The 13895-nt window shown below is 25.2% G+C and carries 14 protein-coding genes; 7 read left to right on the forward strand and 7 right to left on the reverse strand.

The window, feature by feature from the left end:
• Positions 1 to 45 precede the first annotated feature (45 nt).
• From AXW82_RS00005 to AXW82_RS00035, 7 genes are all read left to right on the forward strand, one after another.
• Positions 46 to 1437 (forward strand): DnaA ATPase domain-containing protein, encoded by a 1392-nt coding sequence (locus tag AXW82_RS00005; RefSeq protein ID WP_004794112.1) that lies wholly within the window; start codon positions 46 to 48, stop codon positions 1435 to 1437.
• A 134-nt stretch (positions 1438 to 1571) separates the two neighbouring features.
• Positions 1572 to 2696, forward strand: a complete 1125-nt coding sequence (locus AXW82_RS00010; protein WP_004794115.1) for a DNA polymerase III subunit beta — start codon at positions 1572 to 1574, stop codon at positions 2694 to 2696.
• Positions 2696 to 2911 (forward strand): RNA-binding S4 domain-containing protein, encoded by a 216-nt coding sequence (locus AXW82_RS00015; protein WP_004794118.1) that lies wholly within the window; start codon positions 2696 to 2698, stop codon positions 2909 to 2911. The genes AXW82_RS00010 and AXW82_RS00015 overlap by 1 nt, the downstream gene beginning before the upstream one ends.
• A gap of 120 nt (positions 2912 to 3031) precedes the next feature.
• A complete protein-coding gene (rpsP, locus tag AXW82_RS00020; RefSeq protein ID WP_004794119.1) occupies positions 3032 to 3259 on the forward strand; it encodes a 30S ribosomal protein S16 in 228 nt (75 codons plus the stop codon).
• Positions 3260 to 3265: 6 nt separating this feature from the next.
• Complete coding sequence (gene trmD / locus AXW82_RS00025) at positions 3266 to 3949, forward strand: tRNA (guanosine(37)-N1)-methyltransferase TrmD (RefSeq protein ID WP_004794122.1); 684 nt, start codon at positions 3266 to 3268, stop codon at positions 3947 to 3949.
• On the forward strand, positions 3939 to 4289 hold the full coding sequence (rplS, locus tag AXW82_RS00030; RefSeq protein WP_004794124.1) for a 50S ribosomal protein L19: 351 nt from the start codon (positions 3939 to 3941) through the stop codon (positions 4287 to 4289). The genes trmD and rplS overlap by 11 nt, the downstream gene beginning before the upstream one ends.
• A 257-nt stretch (positions 4290 to 4546) precedes the next feature.
• Positions 4547 to 5881: a hypothetical protein gene (locus tag AXW82_RS00035; protein WP_004794126.1), complete on the forward strand. Its 1335-nt coding sequence runs from the start codon at positions 4547 to 4549 to the stop codon at positions 5879 to 5881.
• Between the two features lie 499 nt (positions 5882 to 6380).
• Here the strand turns inward: AXW82_RS00035 and AXW82_RS00040 are convergent, their stop codons facing one another.
• The 7 genes from AXW82_RS00040 to AXW82_RS00070 form a co-directional block, all read right to left on the reverse strand.
• On the reverse strand, positions 6381 to 6824 hold the full coding sequence (locus tag AXW82_RS00040; RefSeq protein WP_223212157.1) for a hypothetical protein: 444 nt from the start codon (positions 6822 to 6824) through the stop codon (positions 6381 to 6383).
• A 118-nt stretch (positions 6825 to 6942) separates the two neighbouring features.
• Positions 6943 to 9096 (reverse strand): hypothetical protein, encoded by a 2154-nt coding sequence (locus tag AXW82_RS00045; protein WP_004794130.1) that lies wholly within the window; start codon positions 9094 to 9096, stop codon positions 6943 to 6945.
• Positions 9096 to 11078 (reverse strand): NAD-dependent DNA ligase LigA, encoded by a 1983-nt coding sequence (gene ligA / locus AXW82_RS00050; protein WP_004794132.1) that lies wholly within the window; start codon positions 11076 to 11078, stop codon positions 9096 to 9098. The genes AXW82_RS00045 and ligA overlap by 1 nt, the downstream gene beginning before the upstream one ends.
• A 59-nt stretch (positions 11079 to 11137) precedes the next feature.
• Complete coding sequence (tsaD, locus tag AXW82_RS00055) at positions 11138 to 12076, reverse strand: tRNA (adenosine(37)-N6)-threonylcarbamoyltransferase complex transferase subunit TsaD (protein ID WP_004794133.1); 939 nt, start codon at positions 12074 to 12076, stop codon at positions 11138 to 11140.
• Positions 12076 to 12639: a hypothetical protein gene (locus AXW82_RS00060; RefSeq protein ID WP_004794136.1), complete on the reverse strand. Its 564-nt coding sequence runs from the start codon at positions 12637 to 12639 to the stop codon at positions 12076 to 12078. Before AXW82_RS00060 ends, tsaD begins: the two co-directional genes overlap by 1 nt.
• On the reverse strand, positions 12639 to 13028 hold the full coding sequence (tsaE, locus tag AXW82_RS00065) for a tRNA (adenosine(37)-N6)-threonylcarbamoyltransferase complex ATPase subunit type 1 TsaE (RefSeq protein ID WP_004794138.1): 390 nt from the start codon (positions 13026 to 13028) through the stop codon (positions 12639 to 12641). The genes AXW82_RS00060 and tsaE overlap by 1 nt, the downstream gene beginning before the upstream one ends.
• Complete coding sequence (locus AXW82_RS00070) at positions 13028 to 13885, reverse strand: DegV family protein (protein ID WP_004794141.1); 858 nt, start codon at positions 13883 to 13885, stop codon at positions 13028 to 13030. Before AXW82_RS00070 ends, tsaE begins: the two co-directional genes overlap by 1 nt.
• Positions 13886 to 13895 lie beyond the last annotated feature (10 nt).

Genomic DNA, 13895 nt, shown 5'->3' on the forward strand with positions numbered 1-13895 from the left:
GTAAAAATAATATTTCTACTAGAAATATAATATAAAATTATAGTTATGAATAGTTTAGAAGATAAAAACAAAATCATTGATTTGTCAATAAAAACAAGTGAGTTACAAAGGTATTTTATGACAGAAATAACAGATAATATGATTTATAAAACTTTTTTCAAAGATGTTAATGTAATCGATTTCAACAACAATGAAGTTATTTTAACATTTGATTATTTTTATGATAACACTGAAGCTGTTTATAATTCTCTTTATAAAGAAATTATTGATAAAACCATTTCAGAGATTTTTGGTAAAGATGTTAGATATAAAATAATCCATAAAGATGAAGTAAAAAACATAAATAACAAGAATTTAAGCAATGAAAAAGAAATAAATAAGCAAGTTAAATCCTTCTTTCAAAATGAGTATTCAGAAAAATTCACTTTTGATACTTATTTAAAAAGTGAATTTAATAAGGAATCTATCGAAATTTGCAAAAGTATCGTTAATCAAGAAAGCGATTTAAATATATTGTTTATTTCAGGACCTTCAGGTATAGGTAAAACACATTTATTACAGGCTGTTGGTAACAAATTTGATGAAATGGGTAAAAAATCTATTTATATAACCCCAATTATATTTAACAAAAAAATATTAGGCGCACTACAAGATAATAACACAAATTATATTTCTAAGTTATTAAGTCATTTAACCTCTGTAGACATTCTTTTGTTTGATGATTTTCAAATCTTTGGTGAAGGACAAAAAAAACAAACAAAAAACTTTATTTATCAAATCATTGACGCAAGAATGCAAAAAAACAAACCAACTATAATTTCGGCGGAAATGGATCTAAAAGATTTAAAAGTTTATTTTGAAGATAGGCTCTATACAAGACTTCAGGCAGGGTTTTTAACAAAAATAAAAAAACCGGAAATTAAAGAATATAAAGATTTATTGGATTTCTTGCTAGAACAAAACGGAGTGAATTCTGATATTGTTGATCAAGAATCAAAAGATTTTTTTGTTAGGGAGTTTTCAACCTCAATTAGAGCTTTATTAGGCGCTGTTACAAAAGTTAAGTATTATAAAAACGATTTATTAAAAGCTGACTATGTTTTTAGTGTTATAAAAAATATTTTTAAAGATTATTTTTCTTCCTTTATTGCTCCAACCCCAGAAATAATTGTTAAAGCTGTTTCAAATTATTACAAAGTTAATACAAGAGAAATAATGGGTAAAACAAGAAAAAAAGAAATAGTTATAGCAAGACACATTGCAATAATTTTAATGGATAATTTATTAAATATGTCTTCAACTGAAATAGGCAAGTATTTAAACAAAGATCACACAACTATATTGAATGCACTAAAAAAATCCAAGAATGATACACCTGATTCATCTTTAAAATTAACTTTAGATGAAATTAAGAACAAGTTACACACAGGTAAATAGAAGAAAAAGAAGAAATATTAAGATGTTAATAACTTTAAAAAGTTAAAAAAATATAAAAAAATAGGTTTTTTTAATGTTTTCTAAGTTATTAACATAATTCCACAAACATAATAACATTATTAATTAGGAGAATTATGAAATTTACAATTTCTAAGAATTTATTAGAAAATATAATAGAGTTTTTATCAACGTTTGTTGACTCAAATGATTCATATATGCTTTTTAGAGGTATATATATAGAATTGAATAATGAAGAGGCTACATTTATAGCTGGTAATTCAAGTATAGCTTCCAAAAAAACAATAAAAATAGATGAAAAAGAAATCAAATTAGAAAAAACAGGAAGTTTATTAATAAACACAACAATATTAAAAAACCTTGTTAAAAAGTTTGAAAAAGAAATTACATTTATAAAAAATGAAAACTCTTTAGAAGTATTTGAAAATAAGACAAGGTATACACTAACTTTATTAGACGAAACTAAATATAGTCATTTTAATTTTTCAATACCTCAAAATAAAATTGTGATTAAATCAAAAGACTTAAATGAAGCTATAAATAATGTATATATATCATCAAACTTAAACCATGAAAAATCTAATAATATAGTTAATAACCCAGTTACCAAAGTTATAAACCTTAGATCAGAAGGTAATAAAATAAGATTTACTTCAACTGATACTTATAGATTATCAACACATGTGTTGAATATAGGCCAAGAGTCGAATTTGGATATAAACATCGATGTAAAAAATTTCAAAAAACTTTATAACAAAGATATGCCAAGCGAAATAAATTTATTTATCGAAAATAATAGAATTGGTATAAGTTACGAAAATACAATAATCTTTACTTACATTGTCAATATAAAATATATTGATATAGATAGATTAATAAAATTTAAAAATACAAAAAATATAAAAATAAAAAAAGAAGAGCTTTCTAAAATTATTAATAAAACAATATTTTATAGTTCAGAAAAAATTAGAAGATTACAGTTTTCTATTTCTGAAAATGAAATAAAAACAACTTTTGAAATACCGGAGGTTGGTATTTCTGAATTTATCACAACTTCTCTAGAATATAGCGGAAATTCTTTTGAAATAGATATTGATTGACAATTTGTGAAAGAGGCTATAAGTGCATTCAACACAGAATATATATATTTGCATATAACAAATAATGAAGATAGAATTTATATAAAAGGTGAAGATAGTGATGATAATATTCAACTTCTAACACCTATAAGGAGATATTAATGGAACTACCAATTAAAACAGAATCCATAAAAATCTCTCAGGTTTTAAAAATGTGCAATATCGTAGAAACTGGTGGTCAAAGCAAAATGTTTTTAGAAAACAATGTAGTAACAATAAATGGTAAAAGAACTATTTCGAAAAGTTCGAAAGCAAGACCTGGAGATTTTATTTGGATAAATGATAAAGAAGTTATTGAAATAGTAGAAGTTTATTAAAAAATGAAAAGGTGCTTACATGCACTTTTTTATAAAAAAATTTCTTATTTTAAAAAAATTTCTTATAATATATAAAAATATTAAGTGTCAAGCATTTTTACTTGACACAACGGAGGACAAATGGTAAAAATTAGATTAAGAAGAATGGGGAGCAAATTTAGACCAGTATACAAAATTGTTGCTGCTGATGCGAGAGCTCCTCGTGACGGAAAATTTATCGAAGCTTTAGGACACTACAACCCTAACTCAAAAGAACTTGTTTTAAATAAAGAACTTGTAGAAAAATGACTTTCACAAGGTGCTAAACCAACTGACACTGTTGCAAATTTATTAAAAAAACAAAAATAGTTATCTATGAAAATTAATTTCTTAACAATATTCCCTAACTATATAAAACCATTAATCGAAGAAAGTGTAATTAATAAAGCGATATCTAAAAATATAATTGATATTGAAGTTATTGATTTTAGAGATTTTTCTAAAAATAAACACCGCAAAGTTGATGATGAGATATATGGTGGAGGACACGGGTTATTATTACAAATTGAACCTATAGATTTAGCGCTTGAGAGTTTAAGAAATAGAGGAGGATATAAGGTACTTGTTTCCCCTCAAGGAAAGAAATTCGATCAAAAAATTGCTAATGAATTATCTTCTAAAGAACAAATAACATTTATTTGTGGGAGATATGAAGGTTTTGATGAAAGAATAGTTGATCTTGTTGATGCGGAATTATCTATTGGTGATTTTGTATTGACAGGTGGTGAATTGCCTGCTATGGCTATGGCTGATAGTATAATAAGGTTAGTTCCAGGTGTTATTAAAGAGGAATCACATGTATATGATTCATTTCAAAATAAGGGTCTATTAGATTATCCTCAATATACAAGACCAAGAGAATATAAGGGTATGAAAGTACCTGAAGTACTTTTTAACGGTAATCATAAAGAAATTAATGAATGAAAAACGAAAGCGCAATGAGAAAAAACTCTCAAAAATCGCCCAGATATAATTGAAAGGATAAAAAATGAGAAATAAATTAATAGAATTAGTAGAAAAACCACAATTACGTACAGATTTACCTGAATTTCAAACAGGTGACAACGTTAAAGTTCACGTCCGTATTCGTGAAGGTGAAAAAGAACGTATCCAGGTTTTTGAAGGTTTAGTAATTTCTAAAAAAGAGTCAGGAACAAGAGAAAGTTTTACAGTAAGAAAGATTTCATATGGTGTTGGAGTTGAAAGAACATTTCCTGTTAATTCACCTTTAATTGCACATATAGAAGTAATTCGTTCAAACAAAGTTCGTAGAAAAAGATTATTCTATATGAGAGACCGTAAGGGTAAAAGTGCTCGTCTTAAAGAAATTAAGAGATAATATACAATGTTTTCCGATAATATTCATGTAAAAATAGGTAATAAAAACACGAAATAATTTTTGTACATGAATTTACATTTTAGAAACACTGGCCTTTTTGAGTCAGTGTTTTTTTATTTAAATACTATCCATTTTTATGTTGGTTTCATCTATAAAACATTCTGCTATTTTTATTCCTTTTTAAAATGACTTCCGAAATATTTAAAATGTGAAAAATGTGAAAATTTTAGTAAGTCACTAAAATATTTGGAGGAAAAATGAAAAAAATAACATTCTTATTAAATATATTAGCTATTTCTTCGCCCTTAGTTATTACATCTTGTAATTTTAATTCAAACAATATTCATAATGAAACTAAACAAAATAGATATAGTCAATTTCAATACTTGTTAGAAAAATATTATGAAGAAAACAATTTTAAAAGAGATACAACATTTATTTTGGATTTAGTAATGAAAGATAACTATCTCAATTATTTTCAACATAAACCAACTGGAAAATATTATTTTGATACTTACATAGATAGTGTGCAAGAGTTTAATGAATTAGTAATTGATAGGTTTTATGAACTTTTATCAAAAACCAATATAAAAGATAGACCAACAAAAGAAGAAATAGTAAAAGAATTTGAAAGTAAATTTTTAAATAATAAAAAACTTGAAGAAGTTTTAGACAAAAAAAGATTATATTTAAAAATATCGAATGATATTCATTTTTTTGATGAAATGCGTTATGCGATAAAAGATAGCGAAGGAAAATTTAACTGAGTTTTTCTTAATGACGCAAATTCTAATGAGCCTATGATTAAAAATAATGTTATAATTAACAATACACAGTATTTAAATGTTTTTGTATTAGAGAAAGAAGAAAAATTTAAAACAAAGATCTTTTTCTTCAAGTCAAAAAGCCAAAGATATAATTATTTTTATAATTTGCTTAACAAAAAATATTTTATTGAAAATAAAGAAATAATAAATTTTGAAACATCAATGATTAAAGATGTTGTAGAAATATCACGAAAAAAATTCGGCATTAAACAATCTGATTCTTACTTATTATCTTCAATAAACTATAATGTTGCTAAAAAAGATGATAATTTTTTAAATAATAACCATTTTATTATAAAGAATGAATCAGATTTAAATACTATTTTTGAAAAATGATATTCAATTTTACGATTAAAAAATCCTAATTCTAACAAAGAATTAGAAATTAAAAAAGCAAAAAAAGATTTTGAAGAAACTTTTCTTGAAAACAAAACATTCGAAGAAGTGTTACTTAAAAATAACATCTTTATATTTGAAGCCAAAAAAGATAAATATCGTGTTTACAAAGATAAATATGAAACTTTAATGGTCACAAAAGAAAATGATACTCAGATTCATTTAACAAATATAAGAGTTTCTGATTTTCTTTTAGGTTGAAATAATTGAGAAGAACCTTACGACTTTTCTAATGAACCAAAATCTGAAAGATGATTAGAAGTTGTGATAATCCCTAAAAATAAAGAAATAATTTATACTCCTAAATTAAAAAAATCCGATTTAATTGTTGATTTATCTTTTTATAATAATTTTGTTAAAAATAACTAAAACGCATTATGTATGAAATATTACTTAATATCTAAGTTAAGTGGAACAAATTAATTAACCCCTACCAAAACACATAAAATAATTAAGTTTTTCTGTTTTTGGGTAGGGGTTATTATTTTTTAATAAAATAAAAAATTAATTTGGTACTTAAAAAAACTAAATTATAAGCTCGGGAAGTCTTTGATATCAATTTTAAATATTTTGGTTTAAAAAAGTGAATTAGAAATTTTATTCAAAATATCTAATAACATATATTTTGATCCCGATATTGATCTATTAATTAAAAAAAATTAAGGTTTTGATTTTGGTAGTGTAGATAATTTTGTGTAAATCTCCAAATAACAAATATTTATAATGAAATATTTAATATAGGAGATTTTTTAATTTATAAAATAGCGTGTGATGAAGAATAAAAAAACAAACATACTCGATAAATCAGTGGAAGCTCTGATTTATCGAGTATGTTTGTATTTATACAAAATATTCTACAGTACCATTTTTATAAACCAAAAAGGTCTTTTGCAATTTCTAATTGTTCTTTAACAAAATAAGCAGATTTTACATCATCAAGTTGTATTTCTTTTTTTTCAGAATAAAATTCATTACTTTTATATTGGATATAAATTGTATTTTTATACATGGAAATGCTAGTTATTTGATTTAAATTTATTAAAAAATTTTCAAACTCATACTTTCTTTTTCTTTTTACTATTATACTACCGCTAATGCTTTTATCCGTTAAAAGTGCAAATTCTTTATTTTTTTTGACTCTAAAGTATGTTATTAACCTTGAGATAAATAGTATAAAAAAAATCACAGAACCAATCTTGCTACTTTTTAATAAAGGTATAGCCAGTATTAAAAATAAAATTCCTCAAAAAAGTATTTTTATTTGTTTTCTATTCCCGAAAGAAATTTCTAATAACTTTTTCTCTTTATCCATAACAATATATATTTTAATGTTTTTTTTTTTTTTTGGAAGAAAAAAACGTTATATAAAAAATATCTAGGATATTTTTTGTATAATCCAAGATATTCAGTATAAAAAGTTAAAATCTTTACTAAAAATTAATCATTTCAAATTTATTAGGGTTTCGTTTAATTTCTTCTGACAATTTATTTTTAAATGAATTAGGGTTATTATTTGTTTCATAACCAAAATAATCGTATTCGTGTGAAGCTAATAATCCAAAACCATATTGATCATCACCTATATTTTGCATAAATAAAGCAACTATATCTCCGTTTTTGTCATAAACAACACTTCCTGACCCGCCAGATATCAAGTCTAATTGGATATTAGCGTTTCTATCACTTTGAACAAAAGTTCTGAAATGTCCGTATTTTATGAACTCTGGAGCTTGATCGCTTAGCGTTATTTCTTCTATTCTATTTATAATGTGTTCTCTATACCTTCTACCACTAAAACCTGCATGCGGATCTTGTGGGAAACTGGCCAGAGATAAATTTACAATCGAATTACTATCTATATATTTTGTAGTTTTACTCAATTTTAATGATTTTAATTCTTTTCAATTCTCAAAATATTCTTTTATTTTTGTGTTATTTGTAGAAGTAGCTAAATCTAAAATCGGCTTAATATCAATGATTGAAATGGATATATCTGCATTTTGTCTTCCGTCATTTAATAATATACCCTTTCTGGAAGTTTGGTTTTTTGATTCCCAAAAATTAAATTGGAAAAAACTTTTTTCAACATTTATTGAAATATCGCTATTTGCAGTCGAAACTTTATTATCATCAAAATCAGGAATAATAATTTTTTTTAATACTCTATTATCATTCCAACGTGTTTCTAAAATATCAGTAACATGTCTATTTGTAATAAAGTAATATCTATAATCATTATCGTCGCTAGGTTTAACTTTAGATAACATTGTAGATGTACCACCACCTACAACAAATACTCTTTTTCTTATATCCTTAAATATATTTTCTTTATTATTTGTTGGATTCAATCTCTCTGAATATTTTAAAGTTTTATTTAATTCGTTATTAGAAGAAATTTTTGGAAAAACAGAATTTTTAAGGTTATCAAATCCCAAAGAAAAGTTTTTGTCTTGTCCTTCATTAACATAATAACTAATATCAGTTAATGTATTATATTTATCTACATAAATATTGTTATTTATATCATTTGCATCGAATGTAATATTTTTGTTAGTAAATTTAATTTTGGTTGTTAATACATTTTGGTCTAATTCAGTTTTAAATTGAGCAACAAAAGGACTCCCGGGTATATTAGTAAATTCATTATCGATATTTTCTAAATCAATATTAACTCTTAATAATTCGTATTCTTGAATTTGATTTTGCGAATCGTATCTTGAACTAATTTTTATATTAAAAGATAACTTCTTCTTTGTGAAATTATGTTTTGTGAAGTTTGTTAAATCCTTCTTTATGACTATTGTGTTTTCATTTTCTTTTGTTATTTCGTTGTCAACCATATCAATAGGCATTATTTTTCTTACATATTTAATAAAATTTTGATTATCCTTAAATCTAACTTGAAGATCCGGGACATTTCTAAAGAAATATCTTGGAAGACTTAAAAAATCATTTTTTGTATATCAAATAGGTAAAGAATCTTGTGTAAAATTACCAATAAAACCTGTTTTAATAACCTTTACCAATTCGTTTTCGAAGTATCTTTCTATAATTATTTTGTTATTATTACTGTTTTCTAAGACAACATTTTCAGGAAAATCAGTTTTATCAAATATCCTTTTTGGATCGCTAATATTACCTTGAGAAGTTAGTTGAGTATCATTGCTTAAGGCCACTGGGTCTTGAAATTCAAATATTTCGTTATTATTTTCTTTATCTTCTTCTGAATCCGGGATTTCTTCCTCTTTTTTATCTTTATCGGAAGTGTCAGGAATTTCATTGTTTTCTGAATTAGCTCCTTCTTTATTTGTTAAAGTTTTATCGTTTGGTTTTTCTGCTACTTCAACAGGAACTTGAGGTTTAGAGTCTTTTTTCTCTATATCCTTTTTATTTTCAGGATCTTGTATATTTGTTTCTTTTGGTTCTTTTTCAAATTCTTTTGTATTTTTAGTTTTATTATCTTTGTTATCACTATTATTATCTACTTTATTGCTTGTCTGTGTATTTGAAGGTGAACAACTAACAATAGACAAACTTGTAACTAAACTTGTTAATAGTAATAAATTTTTAATTTTTCTCATCATTAACCTTTTTCTATAATGTTTATTAAATCATTTTCATTTATGATTTTTACCCCTAATTTTTGAGCCTTAATAGTCTTTGAACTGCTACCTATTTCGTTACTTACTAAATAAGTTAAATTCTTGTTTATATTATCAGTAAAAACCCCGCCATTTTCCTTTATTAAATTTTCATAATATAATCTAGGGTTGCTCAATTTGCCTGTTATAGCAATAGAAACACCTTTTAATATACCTTCATTTAAATATACTTTATTTTCGTATTCAAATATATTATCCAATTCTAATAACATCTCTTTGTTTTTTACTCTGAAAGTATCCAATTCTTCAATAATTGAAGGACCAATGGTGTTTATATCACTTAATTCATTTAGATCAATATTTAAAAGTTCTTTAAAATTATTCACTTTTTCAGAAATTATTTCAGCTACTTTTAAACCAATATGTTTTATTCCTATCCCATAAAGAACATTTAAAAATTTAGTTTTTTTACTGTTTTGAATAGCTAGAAGTATTTTATCTATTTTAGTTTCTTTAAAACCCTCTCAAGATAATACTACTTCCCTGTATTTTTGTAAATTATATAAACTTTGAAAATTGCTTAGTATTCCATTGTTGTAAAATAAAGCAATATTTTTTTCAGCAAGCGTTTCAATATTTAATGCTTTTTTACTTGCAAAATGAATTAATTTTCTTATTTGTTTTTCAGAACAGTCTTCATTTACACAAAATTGATCAACAAGATCACCCAAATGAATTAATTCACTATTGCAACTAGGGCAAAATAATGTTTTTTGAAAAAATCCATCAACATTTTTCTCTTTTAAACCTGTTATTTTAGGTATTATTTCACCGGATTTAATTAAGTTTACTTCATCGCCTATATTTATATTCATTTCTTTAATAAATTCGTAATTATGAAGTGTGGCTCTTTTGACTGTTGTTTGAGCTAATTCAACAGGTTCTATTTCAGCAATGTAACTAATTTTACCTGTTCTTCCTACTGTAGGTATTATTTCTTTTATAATAGAACTAGTTTCCTCTGTTTCGAATTTATATGCAATTGCATATTTAGGAAATTTCGCTGTTTTCCCGAAATCTTCTCACAATCTAATTTGATTAACTTTTATAACAAAACCATCACAATCAAAATCATATGAATTTTTTAGTTTATCAAATTCCAAAACATTATTTCATATTTCTTCAAAATTATGCGATTCTCTTATGTAAGGGCTTGTTGGGAAGCCTAATTTTTTCAACTTTAAAATTGACTCTGTTTGACTGTTTACACCGAATGTTTCAGGGTCAACGATATCATAAATAATTGATGAAAGTTTTCTTTCTTTTACGAAAGTGTTATCTAATTGTTGGATAGTCCCTGAAGCCGCATTTCTTGGGTTTGCAAAAGGTTTTTCATTATTTTTTATTCTTTTTTCATTAATTTTATTAAATTCAGACTTGGGTAAATATACTTCTCCCCTAACTTCTAATGGTAGTTTATAATCTATTATTTTAGGAATTGAATCTATTTCTTTTATATTATTTGTTAAGTCGCTTCCGATAAGTCCAGTACCTCTTGTAACTGCTCTTATTAACACCCCGTCTTCGTAGTGTAAAGAAATAGAAGCACCATCTATTTTAGGCTCTAAACTAAACGTAAAACTGCGATTAATCAGCTTTGAAACGCCTGTTACAAATTTGTGTAATTCTTCCTTTGAATAAGCTTTAGCTAAAGAAAGCATAGGTTTTTTGTGTTGGTATTCTTTAAATTCTTTAACAATGTTACCACCCACTTTTTTCGTAGGTGAATCTTCTTGAATAAATTCAGGAAAATTTGCTTCTAGCACTTCTAATTTTCTTAATTCTACATCATATTTATTATCAGAAACGGAAGGTTCGGAAAGTTGATAATACTCATAATTTCATTTATTGATTTTCTTAACCAATTCTTTTATTTGTTTCTCGATCATATTTGTTTCATTCATAATAAAATTTTACCATTTAGTAAGCAAAAGAAAAAAGACTTATAAGCATATTATATAGCTTAAAAAGTCTTTTTTATTAAGTTTAAATAAGCAGTTTGAGCAATCATAGCCCCATTGTCTGTTGAATATTTTAAGTCGGGTATAATTGCGTTTTCGTGTAGTTTGATAAATTCATTTCTCAATAATTTATTCGCACTCACACCACCACCCAAAACTAATGAATTTACATTAAATTTTGCTAAAGCAAGTTTGGTTTTTGAAATTAAGTAATCTACAGCTGTTTTTTGAAAACTTACAGCAATTTTAACTTTATCAATATATATATTTTTCATATTCGCTTGATTCATTATATTTAAAACTTGAGTTTTTAACCCGCTAAAAGAAAAATCTAATTCATTTTCAGTTTTAGGTTTAGTAAATTCAATAAAATCATCATCTTTATAATTATCAAACAACTTATCGATAATTGGGCCACCAGGAAACCCTAAGCCTAACCTACTTGAAACTTTATCAAATGCCTCTCCTACAGCATCATCCAAAGTTTCCCCTACAATTTCAAAATCACTAACACTTTTAGCATAAATTAATTGTGTATGACCTCCAGAAACAAGTAAACAAAGAGCAGGAAAAGTAATTTCATTAGTAAGTGTAGAAGATAAAAAATGTCCTTGCAAATGATTTACTGGAATTAAGGGTTTATTTAATACTAAAGAAAGAGCGCTAGCAAAAAGAAAGCCAATTTGTAAAGACCCAATTAAGCCTGGTTCTTTTGTGTATGCTATATAATCAATTGTGTTTAAATCATATTTTTCTTGAATCATAGTTTGAATTAAAGAAATATTTTTAACATGTTCTCTAGATGCTATTTCAGGAATTGTACCCCCAAATTCTTTAAAAATATCAATTTGAGAAAATGTCCACATTTCTAAAACCACACCATCTTCTAGTATAGCAATAGAAGTGTCGTCATGGGATGTTTCTATACCTAAAATTCTCATTATTTTTTAGCTCCTATTTGTGGTTTTTTAATATAAAAAGGTGTTACTTCAAGAAGATTTTTTTCTTCTTTAAAAATATGCTTAAATTTCTCAAAATTTTCAACTAAATATTCATAATTAATAGAAAAAGCGGTTGAAAAATTGTTTTCATGAACTGATACTAAATTTATATAATTATCTTTTCCGAAATCTTCGGACTTTAAAACAAATACCTTACCCCCTTGCGCATCTAAAATCATGTCACAACTTAAATTATTAGCAATTTTTAGAATTTCAAATGAATTTGTTGTGTAAAATTTCTGTTTTTGAAATAAGGCAATAGTTCTTAAATATATTAACGAAGCTCTCACACCAGTAAAAAAACCAGGCCCAAGATTTGTGTAAAAGGAATGAATGTTAGAAGTCTGTAAATTATTTCTTTCTAATATTAATTTAAATTGTTCGACTATTAAATCTACTTTCTTTTTATATCCTTGAATAAAAATTTTGTCCATTATCTTAAAGTTGTTATCAAACAAAATAAGGATAAAATCACTAGTAGCAGTATCTAAAAATATATTCATTAAAATTTCTCTATTCTATAAGTATGTGAGTTATCTATGTTTAATTTACAGTTAATTAAAATATATGATTTATAAGGTAATTTAGCTAAATCTGCTCATTCAAACGCTATTATGTTATCTTCAAAAAAATCTTCAAACTCATCTATATCACCCCTAAAGTTATATAAATCAATATGAACTAGCCCATTGTAATTCTTCATATAATTAAAAGAAGGTGAAGTTATTTTGTCTTTTATACCAATTTGTTTTGCAAGTTCCTTCACAAAACTTGTTTTTCCTGAACCTAAATCACCAATTAAATAAATTTTTTTAATTTGATTAATTGTTGGCAATCATTCATTAATTACGTTAAATAATTCAGATTCCTTTATTAATGTGTATTCTTTCATTATTTTAAATATTTTTCCATTTTATCTTTTAATTTAGGCCCTTTTATAATAACAACAGCTTCAGGTCCTGTGTGGATAGATATAACATTAGGTATTGGCATAGTAAAACTTTGGATTTTATAAGTGGATTGAATGTAAGTTATTAAAGCTTCAACATCACTATTTTTTTCACCTAAGATAATGATTTGGTCTTCTTCGTTTTGATTCTGCATTTTTTCGTCAACAACATTTTGTAACGATTTATTGAAAACCCTTCCTTTTCCTTGTTTTTCTAATGACCCATTAGTGAACCTAATAAAAGGAACAATCTGTAATAATTTAGCTAAAGCAGCAGCGCTTTTTGATAATCTACCACCTTTAACCAAATAATCATTATATTTAGGTAATAAAGTTATGTCCATCTCATCATCAATTCATTTAGAACTAATTTCGAAAGCTTTTTCAAACCCTTCTTTTTTGTAGGTTTCTAAAAACTTATCAACTCTAAATAGGATAGTTTGTGCTACATCAACAGATTCAACTATGAAAACATTATCAAAATCTTGAGCAATTAAATTTAAAGAATTGTATTGACTTGAAAGTTTTGTCGAAATAGGAAAAACAACAACTCTTTTGTATTCTTTTGAAAGTTGTTCTAATAAGTTCTTTGAGTACCCTAAAGGTGTTGCTGAAGTTTTTACATTTTCACTTTTTAAGCTAAATTTTTCGAAAAAGTTTTTAGCTGTTAAATCAATACCATCATTATAGGTAACGTTATCAATTTCTATTTGTAAGGGTAAAAAATAATATCCATATAATTCTGCTTGCTTTTTATCAAGGCCACAAGCTGAATCAACTACTATAGCTAAGTCTTTCATGGTTTTAATT

The sequence above is a fragment of the Mycoplasmopsis canis PG 14 genome (assembly GCF_001553195.1).
Classification (GTDB): Bacteria; Bacillota_I; Bacilli_A; order Mycoplasmatales; family Metamycoplasmataceae; genus Mycoplasmopsis; species Mycoplasmopsis canis.